The organism is Flavobacterium sp. W22_SRS_FP1, from assembly GCF_052113685.1.
GTDB lineage: Bacteria > Bacteroidota > Bacteroidia > Flavobacteriales > Flavobacteriaceae > Flavobacterium.
Genome location: NZ_JBGQOE010000019.1, coordinates 38,530 through 62,351, shown reverse-complemented (window position 1 = coordinate 62,351; position 23,822 = coordinate 38,530). Strand labels below are relative to the sequence as shown.

The window sequence follows — 23,822 nt, the reverse complement described above, 5'->3', positions numbered from 1 at the left end:
TCCGAGAAAAAGATTTAATTTTGAAACACCAAATTATATGTTTAACCAAAAAGTTGCATTAGTAACTTGAATTCAGCTCTTTAAGATTTAAGACATTTTTTTTATATATTTGTTGTCAATATTTTATTAAATACCGGGGGATATTGCTAAAAACCTATTAATAGCACTATTTATATTATTAAATCACTTTACTATTTCTAATATAGCTTACAATCTTTTCGTCTTTTTTATCATAATTAAAAAGTTGTGGATATTAATTGGCTAATGATATAATAAATCAATCAAACCATGAGAAGAAGCATTTTATTTATACTGATTTTAATTTTCGTTTTAATACAGAGCTCTTGTAATTCATCAGATAAAGAAAAGCGTGAAATTTCTATTGGTTTTTCACAAAGTATAGATCATGACATTTGGCGAAAATCAATGGACCACGCCATGGAGGTAGAGGCTGCAATTCATCCTGAAATTAACTTGACTATTTACAATGCAAATAGGAAAGCGAGTAAGCAAATTAGTGACATTCAGAAATTTATTGATAAAAAAGCAGACATTATTATTGTTTCTCCTTTTGAATCAGATTCTATAATCCCAGTTATTGAGAAAGCAAATGCAATAGGTATTCCTGTAATTATTGTCGATAGAAAGGTAAATACTTCAAATTATACCGCCTACATAGGTGCAGATAATGTTGAAGTAGGACGAATTGCCGGTAGACATATTGTTTCGTTATCTAAAGGGAAAGCAAATGTAATTCAAATTAAAGGAGCTTCTTATGCATCACCTGGACTAGAAAGGAGTAAGGGGTTTAGTCAAATTATAAATCAATATCCTAATATCAAAGTAATTTCCATAGATGCACAAAAAGACGAATTGCCAACGGCCGCGTTTATAAAAACTCTAGAGACTTTTCCTGACATCAAGTATGTATATGCTTATAACGATGTAATTGCTTACCAAGCATGGAAGGCAGCAAAAGGAAAAATAGCAACGAATAAAATAAAATTTATAGGTGTCGACGGGATTAGTGGACCTAATGGGGGTATTCAACTTGTTAAAGATGGGGTTTTAGAATCTACTGTTTTATATCCTACAGGTGGTAGTGAAGCTATTAAATTAGCATTAAAAATAGCTAATAAAGAGATTGTTCCTAAAAAAAACAATCTTAGCACTATATTAATTGACTCTCTTAATGCAGATATTATGAGTAATCAATTTGATAAGATAACAATTCAACAATCTGACATTGAGAAACAGCAGCGTAATATAAGAAATCAAGAAGAAAAATATGCTAGTCAAAGCAATCTTTTAAAGATTTTGTTTTCTTTACTTATTTTGGCACTAGGTCTAGCTATCTTTAGTATTTATTCCCGATTAACCATAAGTCGAAAAAAGAAAGAATTAGAAGAGAGAAATAAAAAAATCAAGAGTCAAAGAAATGAAATTAAAAAGTACGCAGAAGAACTAAAGAAAAGTAATGAGGCAAGACTAAATTTTTTTATGGGTTTGTCTCACGAATTCAAAACTCCTTTGACTTTAATTTTAAGTTCTGTCGAATCTTTAAGTATTGAGCTTAAGAATAAAGGGATTTCTGTAAATAATGAAATTAGCCTGATGTATAATAATTCAAAGAGATTACTGCGCTTAATCAATCAACTACTGGATTATAGAAAAGCCGAAGATAAAAAGTTTGTCATAAGAGCTTCAAAAACTAACATTTTAGACTTTTCAAAGAATATAATTGCAGATTTTGAACGGGAGGCTAAAAAGAGAAATATAGACTTTACTTTAGCTAGCAACAATCCGGAACTTGAGATTTATTTCGATCGCAATTTAATGGATAAGGTTTATTTTAATTTATTATCAAATGCCTTCAAATTCACTCCTGAAAACGGCAAAATTTCGATATCTATTAAAGAAGACAAACCTAATAAAATCGTTAAAATTTATTTTAAAGATTCGGGTATTGGGATTCCAGAGAAAGAATTGAAGGAAGTTTTTAATGCTTTTTATCAAGGGTCAAATAATTACAGGAATAGTTCCGGAATTGGGCTTCATCTTTCAAAATCTTTTATCGAGTTGCATAAAGGACGTATCGAAATTAATTCAAAAAACGGTGCCGAATTTATAATTACACTTCCTTTAGGGAAAGAGCATCTAGCAGAAAAAGAAATCATAAAAGAGTCTGTATTAGTTTATGATTATCATCCAGATTATATAGATTCTGAGGAAATTCAAAAGTTAGAACCCCAAAACACCGAGGATAAATACTCCGTTCTTTACATAGAGGACAACAAAGAATTATTGGATTTTGTTTCTCTTAAGCTTTCAATAGAATACTCCATCTCTACTTCAGACGGAACCAATGCCATTGAACGCGCACTAGAGTTAATCCCAGATGTAATTATATGTGATTTAAATTTACCGGATAAAAACGGCTTCGAAATTTGTGAGCTACTTAAGAAAGATTTAAGGACATCGCACATTCCTGTAATTATACTAACGGCTTCTGATGATCCGGAATCTTATTCTAAAGCATTAGGGAGTGGAGCAGATCTTTTTCTATCGAAACCTTTTAGTATAAAATCATTATCACAATCCATAAAGAGTTTACTTTTTAATAGAGAAAAGGTTCGCTTTTATTATTCAAATAATATTAAAAATATTGTCACTAATGTAGATGTTAATTTTGGCATTTCTGAACAGGATTTCCTTAGGAAGTTGAATAATTTGATAGAAAAAAATATCGATAAATCTTTATATACTGTTGAAGAATTGGCCAAAGACTTAAATATATCTCGTGTACAATTGTATCGTAAAGTAAAAGCAATTTTGGGAATTAGCGTTAGTGATTATATTAACAATATTCGATTAGAAAAGTCAAAAGAACTTCTTTTAAATTCCAATCAAAATATTTCGGAAATTGCCTATTCATTAGGATTTTCTTCGCCAAATTATTTTTCAACTTCCTTTAAAAATAAATTTGGGGTTACGCCTAAAGAATATAAAAGTAAAAAATAGATATTTTTCTACGGAACCATTTTCTTGTTATCAAAAAAATAGCGTAACATAATTGTACTTTATGTAACATAAGAGCAACTACAATGAAGTAGTTGCTTTTTTTTGTATATGTATAAGATTCTGATTATTAATGTTTTCAGTTTTTTTTTTCAATGATTTAATAAAGGATTGTATGAAACTGCAGCATTCTTGATATAAAAGCTGCTTTTTTTAAAATAACTTGTAAATTGAATTTAAGATCTAAACGAAATTATTTTTTTGTTTTGATTTGAAATTACAGCTGCGAAAGATTTTGGAACTTTTTAATTTCTTTTTGATTGCTTCTTTTTTCTGATAGAAATATTCAATCTGAGAGTATAAAGTCTTTTTTATAGACTTAATAATTCTCGTAAATCATCAAAATATGAAAATAAGCCTTAAGTTTTTGTGCCTTCCATTTTGTTTAGCATTATTTAATAGTTGCACCAAAGAGGATAAACCAATTGAAACCTCTAATGTAGAAACAAACGCTCCTGCGTGTCAAACTCCTAATGAAGCGGATAATGCATATCGTACGTTCTTTAAGCCTTCTGTGGGTTGGGTTGGTGATCCCATGCCGTTTTATGAAAATGGTATTTTCCATCTTTTCTATTTGTACGATGCTAGAAATACATTGCCTACGTTTCATCCATGGCACAAAGTAACTACATCTGATTTTGCAACGTTCACCGATACTAGTGAAATGATACCCACAGGATATGCGAATCAGCAGGATGGTGCATTGGGCACCGGAGCTGTTTTTAAAAGGAATGGTGTTTATTACGCTTTTTATACTGGGCATAACGGAAATCTTGATCCTAAAGAAAAAATTATGTTAGCAACGTCTACGGATTTAAAAAATTGGACCAAAGATCCTTCTTTTTTATTGCAGGCGTCCTGGGGATATGATCGGAATGAATTTAGAGATCCAATGATTATAGAAGATAAAAGTACGGGAACCTATAAAATGTTGATTGCAACACGTTCTGAGGTTGGTTTAGTTTCTAATAGTACTGTACCATGGCGAGCAGTTATCGCGCAATACAGTTCTTCCAACTTGAGAGATTGGACTTTGGAAAAGCCATTTTATGAGGATACAACTACCTTTTTAACTGAATGCCCTGATGTGTTCACGATGGGAGACTATCAGTATTTGGTTTATTCCGATAAAGATGATCGTATGGTACATTATAAATACCGTTTACTGACAGCTAATACTTGGATTACACCTGTAAATAGTGCGTTAGATGGAATTGCTTTCTATGCTGGAAAAACAGTTACCGATGGCACAAATCGGTACATAGCAGGATGGTGTCCCACTAAAAACAAAAACAGTGATGCCTCTTTTTTTGATTGGGCTGGATCGCTTGTAACACATCGACTTGTTCAGCAAGCAAATGGAACATTAGTTATTGCGATACCCAACGGTGTCGAAAACAAGTTTAGTGATAATAGCACTTTAAATTCGAAAATAGGCTTAGGAACTACAAATCAAGGAGGTGCCTATACATTGAAGGCTAATGCATCTGAAAAAGCATTTTCAGTGTTTGAAAGAGAAACTGGAGCATTTAAAATTAAAACACGTATAAAAGCGATATCATCCACGCAATTTGGTTTTGAATTTGGAGCCTGTGGAACACGAAATGAAGTATTTGCCATTGTATTTGATTTAGCCAAAGGTCAATTAAGGTTAGATAAGCTTATAAAAAATGCGGCCTCCCTAAATCTAACGAAGCTTCCGCTAAATGTTCCTGCTAATAAAGAGTTTGATATTACAATGATTGTTGAAAATTCTGTTTGTGTGATATACATTAATAATGAAATCGCTTTTACAAACCGTATCTATAAAATGAATCAGAATCCGTGGGCTATTTTTGCGGATAATGGTGAAGTTACTTTCTCAGACTTGAAATTTTTTAAATAAATAGAGCATCGAAAACGATAACTTTAGTCTTTATTATAATCCTTGTTTTATGAAGGTTCAGGTTTAGTAATTAAAATTAATTCGGTTCATTTCTTACCTGCGTACTGTTAAAATTGAAACCATCAAAATCTAATTTTGGTGGTTTTTTTATGGCTCTATTTGAATGGAATAATTTTGCTGCTTTCCCTGCTTGACGTAAAGTAAGGATCTGTTTTCGAGTCTCTTTAGGTGTAATAAGCAGAGCTGAGGATATCTTGGGATTGGTTTAATATAAGTTGTTTTTCTTCTTGAAATTCCGACACCCATATATAAAAACAGTACTGAATCTTGAGCTCATATTGCATTTTAATCGTATAATTTTCTTAAAAGCTTTAGAATACGTCATAAAATAGAATTGATTAATAAATTCATTTTTTTTATCAATTATTTTTAAACTTCCTGTAAAAATAAATTTAAAATATTATTAATTGAATAATATTAATCAAGTTAATTTTTTTATTCCTGAACATCCATTTTAAGAAAAAACAAGTGTAACATAATTGTATTCGATGTAACATAAATAGAACTATAACGAGGTAGTTATTATTATCGGTAGTCTGTAAGTTGTTGATATATATGGGTTTTTAAGTTTTTTTAGAGCAATGAAGCTAGTTGTAACATCTGTAAAACACCAATCTTTTTTTTGCTCATAAATTAGCAATTCAATTTATTAATTACACACAATGAAAAAAATAGTTGTTTGGGCTTTGATTGCCTCATTAGCAGGTTTCTTATTTGGTTTTGATACAGTCGTTATTTCTGGAGCAGATAAAAAACTTCAGGTTCTTTGGAATTCGTCGGATACATTTCACGGTACAGTTGTTATGGGAATGGCATTATGGGGAACCGTTCTTGGAGCAATATTTGGTGGGATTCCCACTAATAAGATAGGAAGAAAGAATACTTTATTATGGATAGGAATATTATTCTTGTTTTCCGCAATTGGATCAGCCTTTGCCAACAACCCATTTATATTCGCTGCCTTTAGATTTATTGGAGGTTTGGGTGTTGGTGCTTCAACAATTGCAGCGCCAGCATATATATCAGAAATTGCTCCTGCAAAAGATCGAGGGAAACTAGTCGCTTTTTATCAGTTCAATATTGTTTTAGGTATACTTATGGCTTTTTTGTCTAATTATCTTTTAAATGATGTGGGTGAGAATGCATGGAGATGGATGATGGGAGTACAAGCAATTCCATCTGTGATTTATCTTTTATTAATGATTTCTATTCCTGAAAGTCCAAGATGGCTATTGTCTAAATGCAGGAACGAAGAAGCTAGGAAAGTATTGCAAACAATGGGTCAAGAAGCTGATTATGAAAAAATAAAAGAAGAGATAGATAAAGATAATAACGATGCCTCCCTTGCAAATGACACTATATTTTTGAAGAAATACAGAACGCCTCTAGTTTTGGCTTTTTTAATGGCTTTTTTCAACCAATTATCTGGAATTAATGCTTTTTTATATTATTCAAGCAGGATTTTTCAGGAAGCGGGTCTTGGGGAAAGTACAGCTCTACTTAGTAGTATTGGAATTGGTGTGGTGAATTTAATTTTCACTCTATTAGGTGTTTTCTTAATTGACAAATTAGGACGTAAAGTATTAATGTACATAGGTTCTGTAGGATATATTATCTCACTTTCACTTGTCGCAATGGCTTTCTTTTTTCATTGGGGTGGAATGGCTGTCCCAGTTTTCTTATTCCTTTTTATTGCCGCACATGCAATAGGACAAGGTGCTGTAATTTGGGTTTTTATATCCGAAATTTTCCCAAATCATCTTAGAGCATCAGGCCAATCTTTTGGCAGTACTACGCATTGGGTTCTAGCGGCTATAATTCCATCTCTAATTCCATATTTATTTTCAACTGTTGGACCTGGAGTAGTGTTTTTGTTTTTTGCAGTAATGATGGTTTTTCAACTTTTGTTTGTTGCTTTCATGATGCCCGAAACAAAAGGGATTTCTTTGGAAGAATTGAGTAAAAAATTAATTAAATAGAAATTATGAAAACAATAATTAAAAAGAAATTTTTGAGGTTCTCATGTTGCATCATAGGTCTGATAGTCTTAGTTGGGTGTAAGCAATCTTTACTTAATGAAAAGAATGATTATACAGAAGCAGAATTGTACAGACCTAATTTTCATTTTACTCCTAAAAAAGGATGGATGAATGATCCAAATGGTATGTTTTATTATAATGGGTATTACCACCTTTTTTATCAGCATTACCCAGATTCAAATGTATGGGGACCTATGCATTGGGGGCATGCCATAAGTACTGATCTTATTTCATGGACAGAGAAACCTATTGCAATTTATCCTGATGAAAAAGGCTATATCTTTTCAGGAAGTGCGGTTGTTGATGTGAAAAACACTTCAGGATTTGGGAGCTTAAAAAACCCTCCTATGGTAGCAATGTTTACGTATCATGACATGAAAAAAGAAAAAGCTGGAGAGACTAATTATCAGTCTCAAGGAATAGCCTATTCATTAAATGAAGGCTTGACTTGGACGAAATACGAAGCAAATCCAATTATTAAAAATCCAAATATTAAAGATTTTAGAGATCCTAAAATGACTTGGGATGCTATACACCAACAATGGATAATGGTTTTGGCAGCTGGAGATAAAACAATGTTTTATGGTTCTAAAAATTTGAAAGACTGGAAACTTCTTTCAGATTTTGGCAAAGAGATTGGTGCGCATGGAGGTGTTTGGGAATGTCCAGATTTTTTTCCAATGCTAGTTGACGGTACAGATGATTACAAATGGGTTATGCTGTTAAGTATAAACCCAGGAGGACCGAACGGAGGTTCGGCTACGCAATATTTTGTAGGTGATTTTGATGGAAAAACATTTACTATCGATGATGCTTTTTCAAAAGATGTAAAAGAACAAAATGGGCTTTGGATTGACTATGGAAGAGATAATTATGCGGGGGTGACTTGGTCTAATATATCTGAGGTAGATGGTCGTAAGTTATTTATTGGGTGGATGTCAAATTGGGATTATGCACAAAAAGTGCCAACAGAGACATGGAGAAGCAGTATGACGATTCCTAGAGAATTAGTACTTGTAAAAGAGGGTAATCATTATACTGTTTCTTCTAAACCCGTAAAAGAATTAAAAAATTATATCGCTAAAACGATCAATAAAGAATCTATCAAAATAGATAAAGAAATGATTTTGGTAGATAAGTCAGTAGTCGATTTATCAAAACTTGATATTCAGTTTTCTTTAAAGGATCTTAAAAAAGATGTTTACACCTTTTCATTTTCGAATAATTCTAAGAATATAATTCAATTTGGAATCAATAAAAAGGAGAATTACTTTTTTATTGATAGATCAAAATCTGGAAAAATTGCTTTTTCTGATATTTTCGCAAACAAGATTTCAAAAGCACCTTTCAAAGCTGACTTTGATAAAATGGATATAAGAGTAATCGTTGACAAAACTTCGATTGAAATTTTTTATAATAATGGAAAAACAGTGATGACAGAAATATTTTTTCCAGACCAACCGATGGAATATTTTTCAGTTTCCAAAGCAAACACTGATTATACCATTGAAAACTTAATTATTAACCAACTCAATTTTAACTAAACTAAATTAATTATGAAACACAAAATTATTCTTTACTTAATCCTAATGGGCTCGTTTTTTTCTTTACAGGCCCAAAACATAGGAATCAAAGGAGTGGTAACTTCTTCTGAAGATGGAATGTCTCTTCCTGGGGCATCAGTACTAGTTTCTGGTACAAATATAGGAACTTCAACTGATCTAGATGGTCAGTTTACGATCAACAGTGTTGATAAAAATGCAACACTAATATTTAGTTATGCAGGTTATGCTACGCAAACTATTAAGCTTAATGGGCAAACTTCTTTAAAAATTTCAATGAAAACAGAGTCTTTAAATCTGCAAGAAGTTGTCGTAACGGGTTATGGTAAAGAGAAAAAAGCCGATTTAACTGGTGCAGTTACAGTAGTAGAATTGAAACCTATTACCGGACAAACCATGAGTTCTGGAAATGCTATGCAAGCTTTGCAAGGAAGGGTAGCTGGTTTGACTATAGAGAAATCAGGAGATCCAAGCGGGGCAAATAGTAGAATATTAATTAGAGGGGTAAGTACGCTTGGTAATACAGATCCTTTGTATGTTATCGATGGTGTTCCAACAACAAGACCGGAGGTTTTTGCTAGTTTGAGTCCAAGTGCTATTGCGTCTATTCAAGTCTTAAAAGATGCATCGGCTTCCTCTATTTATGGATCTAGAGCTGCAAATGGGGTAATCATTGTGACCACTAAAAATGCCGCTAAAGGGGGTGTGACTCAAGTATCATATAGTACAAACGTTTCTGTACTTTCGGAGAAAAAACAACGATATACAATGATGAATGCTTTAGATAGAGGAAAAGTGTTATGGCAAGCCTCTGTTAATGATGGAGCAAGTCCATCAGGTGGATATGGAGAAATCTACAATTTTGATTGGAACAATGACTTCAGTAATCCAATATTAAATAGCGTGAGTGTAAAGCCTTATGTAGGTGGAGATACTAATGTTCCTGCAGGGGACACTGATTGGCAAGACACTGTATACAAAACAGGACTTCTTATCAATAATGATTTATCTGTATCTGGAGGATCTGATAAAGCAAATGCAGTATTGAATATGGGATATTTGGATAATTCCGGAATGTTAAAATTCACTAATTATGAGAGATATTCTGCTAGATTAAATGCCAATTTCAAGTTATTTAACGATAAGGTAAGATTTGGTGTTAATTCTCAATTTACACAATCTAACGAAAGAGCTGCTGCAGGAGATGTAGGTAATGCACCTACACCTGGATTAGCAATAACTCTTGCACCAACGATTCCAGTTTACACTGCTTCTGGTGATTACGCTGGTCCATTGGGTTCTGGTTATTCAGATAGAAACAACCCTTTACTGATGCAATATTTGAACAGATGGGATAATAGCAAAAAAATGGCTTTGTATGGTAATGTTTTTACTGAAATTGATATTTTAAAAGGACTGACCTTTAGAAATAGTATTGGTATGGATTTTAATGATTTCAGCAGAAAAGATATTGAACCAATTGTAAAAAATGGATTTGTTAATAGAAACAACAATAGTTTAGCTTTTGATACCAATAAATATTCTAGTTTAACGATTTCAAATACTTTAAATTATAATCTTACTGTTTCTGAACATAAATTTGGAATCCTTGTAGGTACTGAATCTACTAAAACGGATTTGAATACCTTGTTTGCACGTGCAGAGGGATTTGCAGTAGAATCAGAATCTTATTTTACACTATCTGCAGCTACTGGAACTAGAACAAACAATGGGATTTCAACGGGTAGTAGGCTACTTTCTCAGTTTGGAAAATTTAATTATGCTTTTTCTGACCGTTATTTAGCTTCATTCACTATTCGTCGCGATGGTTCATCAAGATTTGGTGAAGACAACAGATATGGTATTTTTCCGGCGGTTACTGCAGGTTGGAGGATAAATAATGAAGATTTCTTTAAAAATGTAAAAGCAGTTTCAAACTTGAAGCTACGTGCTGGTTATGGAGAAGTAGGAAATCAATCTATTGGTGATAATGCTCGTTTTGGACTATATGAAGCAAGATACGGTCCTAATCAAAATGTATATTATCCAGATTTTTTCAATATTTATTATAATGTTGGAACTGCTTATGATTTAAATGGAGCAAATACTGGAAATTTAGCGTCGGGTTTTGTATCTATACAAGCGGCAAATTCAGGGTTAAAATGGGAAACTACCAAAGAGGTTAACGTAGGTTTGGATTTTGGTTTTTTTGAAAACAAATTATCAGGTTCCTTTGATTATTTCTCAAGAAATACAGAAGGAATTTTGATTAGACCACCAGTTGCATCTGCTGTAGGAGAGGGTCAACAACGCTATGTAAATGGTGCTACAACTGCAAATAAGGGTTGGGAACTTACAGTAGGTTATGCTGATAAATTAGAAAATGGATTGTACTTTAATGTTACTACAAATTTTGGTGCAACCAAGAATAAAATTACAGATTTGCCAGAAGAGGTTAGAGCAGCTTATCCTGGAACGGCTGCTAATTCGATAATTGGGCATTCACAATTCGAAGTTTTTGGATATAAAACCGATGGATTATTCCAAAGTCAAGCTGAAATAGACGCACATGCTGATCAAGTAGGTTCTCGATTGGGAGGTATTAAATTTGTTGATATCAATGGAGATAATGTGATTAATTCAGATGACAGAACTTTTATTGGCACAACACTTCCAAAATTAGAATATGGTGTTAATATTAGTTTAGCGTATAAAAACATTGATTTCTCCATTTTTGGTTCTGGTGTAGCTGGAAGAGTTGGGGTTGATCCGTATGTTTTTTGGAATAATTTTGTTCAAGGAAGGGATAATGCTGGCCCTGGAACATTGAATGCTTGGACACCAACAAATACAAATACTGAGGTACCATCTCTTTCATTAGCAAACAATGACACGCAGATGTCAGATTATATCTTGAGAAATAATTCCTATTTCAAACTCAGAAACATGCAAATTGGATATTCATTAGCAGACAAATTAGTTGAAAAAACAGGATTCATTACTAGCTGCAGAGTTTATGCGCAAGGAGAAAATTTATTTTGGCTTACACCAAAAGGATATATTGGTTCCGATCCAGAACGAACAGATGTTAATAGAATACCAGTACCAACTACATTCTCATTAGGTGTAAACTTTAATTTTTAATTAATTATCATGAAGAAATATAATAATATAGTTATCACTTGCTTGTCAATTCTATTCTTGACATCATGTAGCTCCGATTTTTTAGAATATGAACCAACAGGAGTATTGTCTTCTGGAAATGTGGCAACAGCTGCAAATGCGGAAGCGCTTGTAAATTCGGCTTATGCAGCAATTGGAAATGACGAAATGGTAGGCCCAATAACAAACCAATGGGTTTATGGAAGTGTTCGATCTGATGATGCTTATAAAGGCGGAGGTGGTCGTGGCGATGTTGATGTTATTGACCGATACGAGCAATACAACACGACCATTGCAGATTATGGTGATTGGATGTTGCCAAGAACTTGGACAAATCATTATAAAGCTATTTCTAGAGCTAATTTTGCATTGTCGGTTATTAATGCAATTCCGGATGCGGATTACCCATCAAAAAAAGTAAGACAAGCGGAGTTACGTTTTTTAAGAGCCCATTCTCATTTTATGCTAAAGTTATTGTTTAATAAGGTTCCTTATATCACGGAAGATCTTACGCAGGAAGACATATTAAAAACTTCAAATGATTTGACTAGTGATCAATTATGGGACAAAATTGCTGAGGATTTCAAATTTGCTTACGATAATTTAGAACAGGCTCAAGAACAAGTAGGAAGAGCAGATAAAAACGCTGCCGCTGCTTATCTTGCTAAATTAAATTTATATCAGGCATACAAACAAAATGATGCCCATCAAGTTACAAGTATAGACGTAGCAAAATTACAGGAAGTAATAGATTATGCAGATGATGTTACAGGTGCTTTAGAGTCAGATTACGGATTTGATTTTTTAGACGGACATGACAATGGCTCCGAATCAATTTGGGCTGTTCAGTTTTCTATTAATGATGGTACAAATACTGGAAGAGTAAGTTTTGTTACCGGCTTAAATTCTCCTCACGGAACTCCTCTTTATGGATGTTGCGGTTTTCATATGGCTAGCCAAAATATGGTGAATGCTTTTAAAACGGATGCAAATGGTTTACCATTATTAGACACTTTTAATAATTCAGATATTTTTAATACCATTACTAATGGGGTTGCACCACTACCGTCTGGAGTTACTTTAGACCCAAGAATTGACCACACTGTAGGAGTTCCAGGAAGACCATTTAAATATAAAAACACTTTGAATGCTTCAGGCGATATGGTTTACAATTTTAGTTGGGCAAGAGATCCAGGTGTTTATGGGTATTTTGGAAATATGAAAGAACAACAATCTCCTGACTGTTCATGCTATGTAAAAAACGGACCATTTATAGGTACTTCTAAGAACGTTGATTTTATTAGATATGCAGATGTATTATTATTTAAAGCAGAAGCATTAATTCAATTAAATAGATATACAGAAGCATTGCCAATAATCAATCAAATTAGAGCGAGAGCAGCTGCGAGTGGATCTATGCCATTAGCTGCAGGAGCATCAAATGTTTATAAGGTAGAGCCTTATACTTCTTTCTCTTCAAAAGATTATGCTCTGAAAGCGCTTATGTTTGAAAGACGTTTAGAATTTGGTATGGAAGGGCCAAGATTCTTTGATTTAGTAAGATGGGGTATAGCTGAGCCTGTTTTGAATGCTTACCTTAACGTTGAGAAAACTAAAAGAGATTTTCTTACCAACGCTAAGTTTACATCAGGTAGAGATGAGTATTATCCGATACCTCAGAGAGAAATAGATTTTACAGCAGGATTATATAAGCAAAATCCTGGGTATTAATATTAGAATTTTTTATAATACTTTTGTTTTGGTTAGTAATTTGGTTAAAGGCAAGTGTTTTACTTGCCTTTAACTTTTCAATATTTTTTAGGATAGGTTACTTTTGTAGGTATTCTTAATTTTTTAATACGGTTTTATTATGATAAATGGAAAGTACACTTTAAGTGCTGTTTGTTTTGGGGAAGTTTTATGGGATGTTTTTCCAACACATAAAAAGATTGGTGGAGCGCCATTGAATGTGGCTGTACGAATGAATTCTTTAGGAGTAGAAACTACAGTGATAAGTCGCATTGGTGCAGATGAAAATGGAGAAGATATTTTGTCTTTTTTAAATAAACAAGAAGTTACTACTGATTTAATTCAGGTAACCAAGGAATATAAAACGGGCGCGGTCAATGTAATGATCAATGAGAAGGGGAATGCTTCTTATGATATATTGTATCCTTCTGCTTGGGATAAAATTGTAGTAACAGAAATAATGGATAAAGTGGTTTCTGAAGCAGATATATTTGTTTTTGGGAGTTTATCATCTAGAGATGAGGTTTCTAGAAAAACTTTGGTGTCTCTTTTGGACAAGGCAAAATATAAAGTTTTTGATGCAAATCTAAGAGCTCCATATTATACAACCGAGGTGCTAAAGGAGCTGATGCAAAAAGCTGATTTTATTAAGTTGAATGACGAAGAGTTGCGTGAAATAAGTAGAGAGTTAGGTTCTCCGTACAATTCATTTGAACAAAATATTAAATTCATTGCTGAGAAAACCAATACAAAACAGATTTGCGTAACTAAAGGAGAATTTGGGGCTGTTTTGTATTATAATGATAAGTTTTATTACAATAGTGGTTACTTTGTAAAAGTAGTAGATACGGTCGGTGCAGGGGATTCTTTTTTAGCATCGTTAATAGTACGATTATTAAGGGGGAAATTACCACAGAAATCGTTAAATTATGCTTGTGCAATCGGCGCTTTGGTAGCTGGAAAAGAAGGGGCAAATCCAAAGATTTCTGAAAAGGAAATAAAGAAATTCATGATGATTTAGCCAAGTAGAATATTTAGTAAGAGAAATAACAAAGTCCCAATTAAGGGACTTTGTTTATTATTATATCGTTGTCAACTTCTTCAAATCAGCAATAGTTGCTATTGGGTCAGTAGCTTTAAAAACATAGCTGCCGGCCACTAGAGCATCTGCCCCGGCTTCTACTAATTGTTTTGCATTTTGGTTGGTTACACCACCATCGACTTCAATTATAGTGGATGCTCCTTTTCTAATGATCAAATCTTTTAGTTTTCTCACTTTAGTATAAGTGTTTTCTATAAAAGATTGACCTCCAAAACCTGGATTTACACTCATGATACAGACTAGGTCAATGTCATTAATGGTGTCTTCTAATAAATCAATGTTAGTATGTGGATTAATTGCTACTCCAGCCTTCATTCCTTCCGCTTTAATAGCTTGTAGCGTTCTGTGCAAGTGCGTGCAGGCTTCATAATGTACACTAAGTATGTTGGCACCTAACTCAGCGAAAGTTTTGATATACCGATCCGGATCGATAATCATCAAATGCACGTCGATTGTTTTTTTGGCATGTTTGCTAATCGCTTCCAAAACGGGCATTCCGTATGATATGTTTGGTACAAAAATACCGTCCATGATGTCAATGTGAAACCAGTCGGCTTCACTTGCATTTATCATTTCGATGTCGCGTTGCAGGTTTCCAAAATCGGCTGCCAGAACTGAAGGCGCAATTATTGTGTTTTTCATTGTGTAGTTGTTGTGTTGAGACACACTGCAGCGCGTCTTTATAAAGTTGTTGTTTTTACAAAATTAGGTTATTTAAAACAAACTGGAAAGATTTCTGATTGTAGAAATAGTGAGTTGTCGCTTCCGTGGATGCGCGTAAGGTATTGTAGTGAAAATCCTTTTACTTTTTTCTTTAAAAAGTAAAAGATTGAAACGGAAAGCCCGGCCCGAAGTTTTTACGGAGGGATACGCTAGGGAAGAAAAAAGAAAAAAGAGGGAAGAGAATCTGAAATGAATTCAGATTAAAAAAATAAAATTATGTAAACCCAAGAGCCTTATTTAAAAAAGTAAAACTCCGGATACCCGAGAGCTTTGCTCGAATCGACCGTGAGTTTTATTAATGAAAAATAAAACTCCGGTAATCAGCCGGAGTTTCAATCATCAATCAAAAAACGAACAGTCAATCAAACTGTTGTTTATTTTGAATTAAAAGATTTAAAATTTAAAAATTTTAATTGGGGATATTGTAAATTAACCTAGGTAGGTTTTTAGAATTTTACTTCTTGAAGTATGTTTCAATCTTCTGATTGCTTTTTCCTTAATTTGACGAACACGTTCACGGGTAAGGTCAAAAGTTTCGCCTATTTCCTCTAAAGTCATTGGGTGTTGGTCACCAAGTCCAAAGTATAAACGAACAACATCAGCCTCTCTTGGAGTCAGTGTTTCTAGTGAACGCTCGATTTCAGTACGCAATGATTCGTGAATTAATTCTCTGTCAGGATTTGGAGATTCGCCAGAACGCAATACATCGTAAAGGTTAGAATCTTCTCCTTCTACAAGAGGCGCATCCATGGATAAGTGACGACCAGAGTTTTTCATAGACTCTTTTACGTCATTAACTGTCATGTCAAGCTCTTTTGCAATTTCCTCAGCAGATGGTGGACGCTCGTTAGATTGCTCTAATAAGGCATACATTTTGTTGATTTTATTGATAGAACCAATTTTATTCAAAGGCAAACGAACGATACGAGATTGTTCAGCTAATGCTTGAAGGATCGATTGACGAATCCACCATACCGCGTAGGAGATGAATTTAAATCCACGAGTTTCGTCAAAACGTTGAGCCGCTTTGATCAATCCTAAATTTCCTTCGTTGATTAAATCAGGAAGTGTAAGTCCTTGATTTTGGTATTGTTTTGCTACCGAAACAACAAAACGTAAATTCGCTTTTGTCAGTTTCTCTAGGGCTTTTTGATCCCCGGCTTTAATCTTTTGTGCTAATTCTACTTCTTCATCAGCTGTAATAAGGTCAACTTTTCCAATTTCTTGTAAATATTTGTCTAATGAAGCAGTTTCACGATTAGTAACCTGCTTGGTAATTTTAAGTTGTCTCATGTTTTTGTCTCCTCAAGTTTTAAGTGTACAAGTAGTTATACGTATGGAACATTAAAAAAGTTACAAAAAATAGAAAATAGTTAAAATTTATGCTTTAGACACAGTATTTAGACAGTAAAAACAGATTGCAAAAATAGCGATTGTTTATAAACTATTGATTACCATAATGATAGTTTCGAAGAAAATAAGATTAGAGATCTAAAAAATTTTCAACATTTTTACCATTCCATTGGCCTAAAAATTTATAAGGAATAAATCTTGCAAACAGCTCTTCTTTATACCACTTGAGTTTTCTGGTCAGACGAACGACCTCTTTGTGTTTTTCATTTTTATAAGCGTAATCAATCATTTCTGCTTGAGTTTTCCATACGCTTAGTGTAGCTTGCTGTATTAATGGCCATTCGCCAACACCGATTGATAGCGCTAATCCATCGTAACCCTCTAAACTTTTGCTCACATCACCAACTTTTCTCCAAAAAGAAATCAATTTTGAAAGCCGAATACTGGCTCGTGTTAAAACCATAACGGGCTTATCTAAAGCCAAAGAGGCATGAGAAATAAAAGGTTGCTTTCCGTCCCATTTTCCGTGGGCTTCTGCTGCATGTGCAAAAACGGTGAATGACTCAGAGCTTCTAGATTTATAGTTATTAAAAAAGGAATTTTTTTCAAAAAAATTATTTGCATCTATTTCTGACACCCAAATACATAATAATGCATAAGTACCAAAGTTTGGTTTTGAACTAAAACCATTTTCAGCTCCCGAGCCCAATAATTTGTAAAACACTAATCCTTCAATATTTTTGAAATGAGCGTGTCCTAATTGCATTTGCGAAAATGCCCAAAGTTTGTTGGAAAAACTTTCTAATTTAAAAAAAGTACAAGTGGTTATTTGGCTCATGAGTTTATGTTATATTTTGAGTGGGTTTGTGATTGTAAATTAGATTATTTTTTTTCAACCACTAAAATTTGAACGCCCAATGGAAATAGTTTTTCAAATACAAAAATAGGGGATGTAACCACTTTTAAAAGAACAAGCATCCAAAAATGATTAGACATATTCCCCGACCAATCTATCCCTTTTTTTTCCATTCTACTAAGCCACCATATTGTAAAGGCATCAAGAGTTCCGTATCGCAAATGTTTTTTGATTTTCCATTTATCTTTTTGAAACAAAAGCGGAAAACCTTTATTAGTTAATAATGACAGGTGCCTTGGACTATGCCATCCTTGCCAATATGATTTTTGAATTTTTGCATTGATGCTTTTATAATCAGGTATTTCAATAATTATTTGTCCTCCTTGTTTTAGGCAATTATGTAGTGTTTCAATAGTTTGATGCGGGTTATAGTCGTGCTCTAAATAATGCCAGAGCGTGATTACATCAAATTCTGTCTTAGTATCATAATCTTCAATAGAAACTTTTTTGAGTTCCAAGTTAGGATATTTTTTACCTTTCCAACCCGAATCTGAAAAATCAATTCCAGTGCAATTTACTTGTGATTTTTGTTGCAAAGATTCTAAAAAACTCGGATTACCACATCCTACATCTAAAATATTAAGGTTAGGCTCGTTCTTTTTAAGATGCTTTTTTACAAAATTAACGCGCTTTAAATCTAACTTTTTTTGACTGTTATCGACAAATGAAAAATACTTTCCCCATGCTAAAGAACCTCTGTAGGGTAAATAGTTTTCGGTGTAGTACTGCACTAATCTTTCAGGCACTACGGGATTTGTTAGAAACACGGTCTCACAATTATTACAAACATTAAAAACATAAAGCTCAGTATTGGGCTCATGCATTAGTGCATTTGTTGACATATAATAAGAAGTTTCGGTTTCTTTACAAATCGGGCAATTGACAGTATTTGTATGTTCCATTTGATAGTTTAATTTTATTTATAGCCAATGAATTATCTATACGATAAACAAAAGCTAAAGCGCAAACTTTAAACTAATGAGTAAGATATTTATTAATACGTGCAATGTGTTATGTGTATAGTTTTTTTGACTGTTTAGAGGCAGCTTGAATGTATTTTTTCTTAATAATTAACATTCCAAAACTTTCGCCACCTTCTTTTCCAGTGTTTTTATGATGCATTTTGTGCGCACGACGCAACGCTAAAACAAATACATTTTTTGTTTTAGTAAATACCTTGAAGCGTTGGTGTATTATTAGGTCATGTACAAAGAAATACGCTATGCCATAAGATAAAATACCAAAACCCACCCAAGTGTACCAGGCATATTGGTTCATCATACCGAACATGATGAGTAACCAGCTTGGCACGGCATAAATGATGAAAAATAAATCATTTCGTTCAAACCAACTTTTATGGTCTTTTTTGTGATGATCAGCATGAAAATACCACATAAAACCATGCATTACGTATTTGTGATTTGCCCAAGCAGAAAATTCTGTTAGTATAAAAGTGACTAAAACTATGCTAGTGTTAATTATTATTTCCATATCAAATAAATATAAATAAAAAGGTGAAGAATATAATTTGTAAAATTAATATTATTAAAGACACAGTACGATTACCTTTGATAATCGTAGGGTAAAAAAGGTAAGATGTAAAGAAAGCAACGCCAATCCAACTCAAATAATTCTGTAAATCAGGTAATCCACCTTCAAATTTCCAAAAATCAAGTTTAGGTGCCACTTGTTCAATAATTAGATCAATACCGGTTACGAGTAAAGCAGCCAAAACCAAAACAATTATCTTGTTTGTAAAGATGCGATTTACTACTATGATTCCAGCACAAATTAGCATTGCCCAATTGATCGAAATGACCAGAGGAACATTAATAAATTTATAACCTAATCCGTTGCCGTACGAATATTTCCCAAAAATTAATCCTGTTTTCACCCCAACTACTTCAATGATAAAACCCAAAATTGCAATAGAAAAAAATGCAAATATAAATTTTTTGTCTGCTAATGGACTATGAATTAAAAAAACAAAACAAGTAAGTAATAATGTATAAGGTGTAAAAGGACTAAAAAAAGAAGGGTTGACTACAAACCCAATCGATCCAGAAATATAGACTAGAATTAAGAAATATAAAAAATATGATTTGTATGTTTTTTTCATTTCATTTCTTGTTCTACTATAATTTGGCTAGCTATTTTTGCACTAAAAAGGCATAGCGGAATACCTCCCCCTGGATGCACACTTCCTCCCACAAGAAACAAATTTTCAATACTTGACGAAAAACTAGCATGTCGTAAAAATGCGGCAAATTTATTGTTGCTAGAATTACCGTATAGTGATCCGCCAACAGAAGATGTTTGGTTTTCTATATCAATTGGACTTAAAGTACTTTCGCTAATAATATATTTTTCGATATCTGTTTTCAGCATCATATTAATTTTGTCAACTACATTTTTTCTAATTGCTGCTGCATAATTAATACTCTCGCTTTTATTGTGCGGTACATTTACCATTACAAACCAGTTTTCGCAACCCTCTGGTGCATCATCTTTGCAATACTTTGAAGTAATATTTATATAAACGGTAGGGTCTTCTGTTGGAAATTGTTTTGAAAACAAATAATCAAATTCCTTTTTATAATCATCACTGAACAAAATATTATGCAGTCCTAATGCGGCAAATTCTTTGTTTATTCCCCAATAAAAAACATAAGCACTACTAGATTTTTCTTGTTGAAGTAGCTTTTTAGGAGTAAAAGAAATGGGTAATAAATATTTGTAGAGTGCATGAATATCTATATCGCTTGCCACAATATCAAAGGGATAGCTGACACCATTACTTTTAATGGAGGCAATCCTATTATTAGATTCAACATTTAAGGTTTCGACAGCTGTATTATATTTAATTTCCACATTAGCTTCTTCTGCTAGTTTGACCAAATGTGTTGTAATTTGATGCATGCCTTTTTTAGGTAAGTAAGCACCAAGATTAAATTCTAAATGCGAAATCATATTCATTAAGGCAGGTGCTTTATAAGGATTAGAACCGTTATAGGTTGCAAATCGATTAAACAGCTGTACCGTTTTTGGATTCGAAAAAGTTTTTTCATTTTTTTTATGCATAGTACTTAATAAACCCAAAAAGGGGGCAAACAAGATACCTTTTACTGTCCTAAAATTAATGAAATTTTTCAGCTGATGAAGTGATTGTTTCAAAAATAAATCTTCGGTTGTTTTAAAATAAAAAGCGTTGCGCTTTATGTGTTTTAAAACAGTTTCTTTATTTTCATTTAATTTTAAATGTACTTCCGTTGCAAATTCTTCTACATTAGCAGATGCTTTTAGTTGCGTTCCATCTGCATAAAAATAGTTAGTTATGACTTTTAATTTCTGGTATTCAAATTTATGCGAGCTCCCTTGCAAATCAGTCAATTCGTCTACTAGTGTGGGCATAGTAAATAAAGATGGCCCTTTATCAAATCGAAATCCATTCTGATTAAGTTCACTCAATTTGCCGCCTGGGTAACTATTTTTTTCAAAAATAGTTACTTTAAACCCTTGATTTGCTAGTCGAATTGATAATGCAAGACCTCCTATACCAGCTCCAATCACACCAACGGTTTTAGTCATTTTTATTGATTAAATTAAAAATGTAAATTTAGTTTTTTTTGAGAGGAAAATTGTAGAACAATAGTTAAAAAAATCCATAAATAGTAAACTAAAAACCAAATATAATTAAATCTACAAGTTTATATTATTATAAAAAGCCAATCTCAATTGCACAAATTTGGGTTCGAATAAGAAGCATAACGTAAATTTGCTTTCGTTAATTTTTTTTGTATTTCTACTGGACCATCGCTTTCATCTTTTGGGCTAGTTTGGCTTTTTCGTAGGAATGTTGTTTTACGGACAGTTCTAAAACAAAAACCCCAATTCAAATGAATGAATTGGGGTTTTTTATAAATGAACCTTTAGTAAACTAAGATCTGATTACTCTTTTCTTTCCTCACGTGGAGGTCTTGGCATAAGTGCTTTTCTTGACACTTTTTCCTTTCTTGTTTTTGGATCCATACCTAAGTATTTCACTTGAAAAACATCTCCCATGTTCACAACGTCAGAAACATTTTCTGTGCGTTCCCATGCTAGCTCAGATACGTGAAGCAATACTTCATTTCCTGGCGCTTCTAGGTATTCTACTACGGCACCAAAATCAAGCATTTTGATTACTTTCACATCATATGCTTCATTCATTTTTGGTTTGAAAGTGATTGACTTAATTTTAGCCAATACTGCTTCAATACCTGCAGGATCTGTACCTAAGATTTCAATAACTCCTTCTTCAGTTATTGGATCTTCATTGATAACAATTGTTGTTCCAGTAGATTTTTGTAATTCTTGAATCACTTTTCCACCAGGTCCGATCAATGCACCAATAAAGGCATTAGGAATTCTTCTAGTAATAATTTTTGGAGCGTAAGCTTTAACATCCTCTTTTGGAGAAGCTAATGTTTCGATTAATTTTCCAAGGATATGCAAACGACCGTCACGAGCTTGCGCCAATGCTGCTTCCATTATCTCGTATTTCAATCCATCAATTTTGATGTCCATTTGACAAGCTGTAATTCCTACAGAAGTTCCAGTTACTTTAAAGTCCATATCTCCTAAGTGATCTTCATCACCAAGAATATCAGACAATACAGCGTAACGATCTCCATCTGTAATCAATCCCATTGCAATTCCAGAAACAGGACGAATCATTTGGATACCTGCATCCATTAATGATAATGTACCAGCACAAACTGTTGCCATAGAAGAAGAACCATTAGATTCTAATACTTCAGATACAACGCGTATTGTGTAAGGGCAATCAGCAGGAATCATGTTTTTCAAAGCTCTTTGAGCTAAGTTTCCGTGACCTACTTCTCTTCTTGAAGTTCCTCTTAAAGGACGAGCTTCACCAGTTGAGAAAGGAGGGAAGTTATAATGCAAGTAGAATTTTTCTTCACCTTGTTGAGACGGAGAGTCAATTTGGTTTGCTTCTCTAGATGTTCCTAAAGTCGCTGTTGCCAATGCTTGAGTTTCTCCACGTGTAAACAATGCTGATCCGTGTACCGAAGGTAAGTAGTCTACTTTACACCAGATATCTCTAATTTCATTAGTTTTTCTTCCGTCTAAACGTGTTCCTAAATCTAGGGTTACATTACGAACAGCTTCTTTATTAGCCTTTTTGAAATATTTAGAAACTAAATCTCCGTTTTCTGCTAATTCTTCTTCTGTAAACAATGCTTTAACTTCTTCTTTTAATTCGTCAAAAGCAGCGGTACGCTCTTGTTTTGAAGAACCTTTACTTGCAATTGCATAATTTTTATCGTAAGATGCTTCTTTTACTTTAGCGTAAATAGCTTCGTCTTCTCTTTCTCCGTCGTAAGTACGAACTTCTTTTTTTCCAAAAGCAGCTACCAATCTTTCTTGTGCAGAAATTTGATTTTTGATATGTCCGTGTGCAAATTTAATGGCTTCTACCATTTCTGCTTCTGAAATTTCTTTCATCTCACCTTCTACCATTGCGATAGAATCCATAGAAGCTCCAATCATCATATCAATATCTGATAATTCTAATTGTGCACGACTTGGATTGATAATAAACTCTCCGTCAATTCTTCCAACTCTAGCCTCAGAGATTAATGTTTTGAATGGAATGTCAGATAAAGCTAAAGCTGCTGATGCTGCTAAACCTGCTAATGCATCTGGCATTACATCTTCGTCAAAAGACATTAATTGAATCATTACCTGAACTTCTGCATGGTAATCGCTTGGGAAAAGTGGACGTAAAACACGGTCTACTAAACGCATTGTTAATACTTCACTATCACTTGGTCTTGCTTCTCTTTTGAAGAAACCTCCAGGAAAACGACCTGCTGCAGCAAATTTTTCACGGTAATCTACCGTCAACGGCAAGAAGTCCACTGGACTTGCTTTTCTTGCTGATACTACTGTTCCTAAAATAACAGTTTTTCCTATTCTGATTACTACAGATCCATCAGCTTGTTTGGCTAAATGACCTGTCTCGATTGTGATGATTCTTCCATCGCCTAAATCGATACTTTCTACAAATAATTGTGGAATCATAAATTTATTTTTTTTAGTTAAACATGGGTTCTAGTTGTGTTGTAGTTGTTGTTTGCGTAGTTAATGCCTAAAACCCAATGAAAAACCAAACTTTTTTTATTGTTAT

15 protein-coding genes are annotated in these 23,822 nt (G+C 33.4%); 7 read left to right on the top strand and 8 right to left on the bottom strand.

Going from position 1 to position 23,822, the window contains the following annotated elements:
- The first annotated feature begins 288 nt into the window (after nt 1-288).
- The 7 genes from ACEN2H_RS11460 (at nt 289) to ACEN2H_RS11430 (ending at nt 14,556) form a co-directional block, all read left to right on the top strand.
- Complete coding sequence (locus tag ACEN2H_RS11460; RefSeq protein WP_441732485.1) at nt 289-3,021, top strand: hybrid sensor histidine kinase/response regulator transcription factor; 2,733 nt, start codon at nt 289-291, stop codon at nt 3,019-3,021.
- Between the two features lie 403 nt (nt 3,022-3,424).
- On the top strand, nt 3,425-4,963 hold the full coding sequence (locus ACEN2H_RS11455) for a glycoside hydrolase domain-containing protein (protein ID WP_441732484.1): 1,539 nt from the start codon (nt 3,425-3,427) through the stop codon (nt 4,961-4,963).
- A gap of 722 nt (nt 4,964-5,685) precedes the next feature.
- Nucleotides 5,686-7,002, top strand: a complete 1,317-nt coding sequence (locus tag ACEN2H_RS11450) for a sugar porter family MFS transporter (protein WP_441732483.1) — start codon at nt 5,686-5,688, stop codon at nt 7,000-7,002.
- A gap of 5 nt (nt 7,003-7,007) precedes the next feature.
- Complete coding sequence (locus ACEN2H_RS11445) at nt 7,008-8,606, top strand: glycoside hydrolase family 32 protein (RefSeq protein ID WP_441732482.1); 1,599 nt, start codon at nt 7,008-7,010, stop codon at nt 8,604-8,606.
- A gap of 12 nt (nt 8,607-8,618) precedes the next feature.
- On the top strand, nt 8,619-11,768 hold the full coding sequence (locus ACEN2H_RS11440; protein ID WP_441732481.1) for a SusC/RagA family TonB-linked outer membrane protein: 3,150 nt from the start codon (nt 8,619-8,621) through the stop codon (nt 11,766-11,768).
- A 9-nt stretch (nt 11,769-11,777) separates the two neighbouring features.
- Nucleotides 11,778-13,517 carry a RagB/SusD family nutrient uptake outer membrane protein gene (locus ACEN2H_RS11435; RefSeq protein ID WP_441732480.1) on the top strand — a complete coding sequence of 580 codons (1,740 nt, stop codon included), beginning with the start codon at nt 11,778-11,780 and terminating at the stop codon, nt 13,515-13,517.
- 139 nt (nt 13,518-13,656) lie between these two features.
- Complete coding sequence (locus ACEN2H_RS11430; protein WP_441732479.1) at nt 13,657-14,556, top strand: carbohydrate kinase family protein; 900 nt, start codon at nt 13,657-13,659, stop codon at nt 14,554-14,556.
- Nucleotides 14,557-14,616: 60 nt separating this feature from the next.
- Here ACEN2H_RS11430 and rpe read toward each other — a convergent pair whose 3' ends face one another.
- The 8 genes from rpe to ACEN2H_RS11390 form a co-directional block, all read right to left on the bottom strand.
- Nucleotides 14,617-15,279: a ribulose-phosphate 3-epimerase gene (gene rpe, locus ACEN2H_RS11425; RefSeq protein ID WP_441732478.1), complete on the bottom strand. Its 663-nt coding sequence runs from the start codon at nt 15,277-15,279 to the stop codon at nt 14,617-14,619.
- Nucleotides 15,280-15,789: 510 nt separating this feature from the next.
- Nucleotides 15,790-16,653, bottom strand: coding sequence for a sigma-70 family RNA polymerase sigma factor (locus ACEN2H_RS11420; RefSeq protein ID WP_007137700.1), 864 nt, complete (start codon nt 16,651-16,653; stop codon nt 15,790-15,792).
- A 190-nt stretch (nt 16,654-16,843) separates the two neighbouring features.
- A complete protein-coding gene (locus tag ACEN2H_RS11415; RefSeq protein WP_441732477.1) occupies nt 16,844-17,551 on the bottom strand; it encodes a DUF3291 domain-containing protein in 708 nt (235 codons plus the stop codon).
- 44 nt (nt 17,552-17,595) lie between these two features.
- Nucleotides 17,596-18,531: a class I SAM-dependent methyltransferase gene (locus ACEN2H_RS11410; RefSeq protein WP_441732476.1), complete on the bottom strand. Its 936-nt coding sequence runs from the start codon at nt 18,529-18,531 to the stop codon at nt 17,596-17,598.
- Nucleotides 18,532-18,640: 109 nt separating this feature from the next.
- Nucleotides 18,641-19,120, bottom strand: a complete 480-nt coding sequence (locus ACEN2H_RS11405) for a sterol desaturase family protein (protein WP_441732475.1) — start codon at nt 19,118-19,120, stop codon at nt 18,641-18,643.
- Nucleotide 19,121: 1 nt separating this feature from the next.
- The gene (locus ACEN2H_RS11400; RefSeq protein WP_441732474.1) at nt 19,122-19,748 is read right to left on the bottom strand and encodes a carotenoid biosynthesis protein; all 627 of its coding nucleotides are present in this window, start codon (nt 19,746-19,748) and stop codon (nt 19,122-19,124) included.
- Complete coding sequence (gene crtD / locus ACEN2H_RS11395; RefSeq protein ID WP_441732473.1) at nt 19,745-21,217, bottom strand: 1-hydroxycarotenoid 3,4-desaturase CrtD; 1,473 nt, start codon at nt 21,215-21,217, stop codon at nt 19,745-19,747. The genes ACEN2H_RS11400 and crtD overlap by 4 nt, the downstream gene beginning before the upstream one ends.
- Nucleotides 21,218-21,577: 360 nt before the next feature.
- Entirely contained in the window at nt 21,578-23,716 is a 2,139-nt protein-coding gene (locus ACEN2H_RS11390; protein WP_441732472.1) for a polyribonucleotide nucleotidyltransferase, read from the bottom strand.
- Nucleotides 23,717-23,822: the final 106 nt, after the last annotated feature.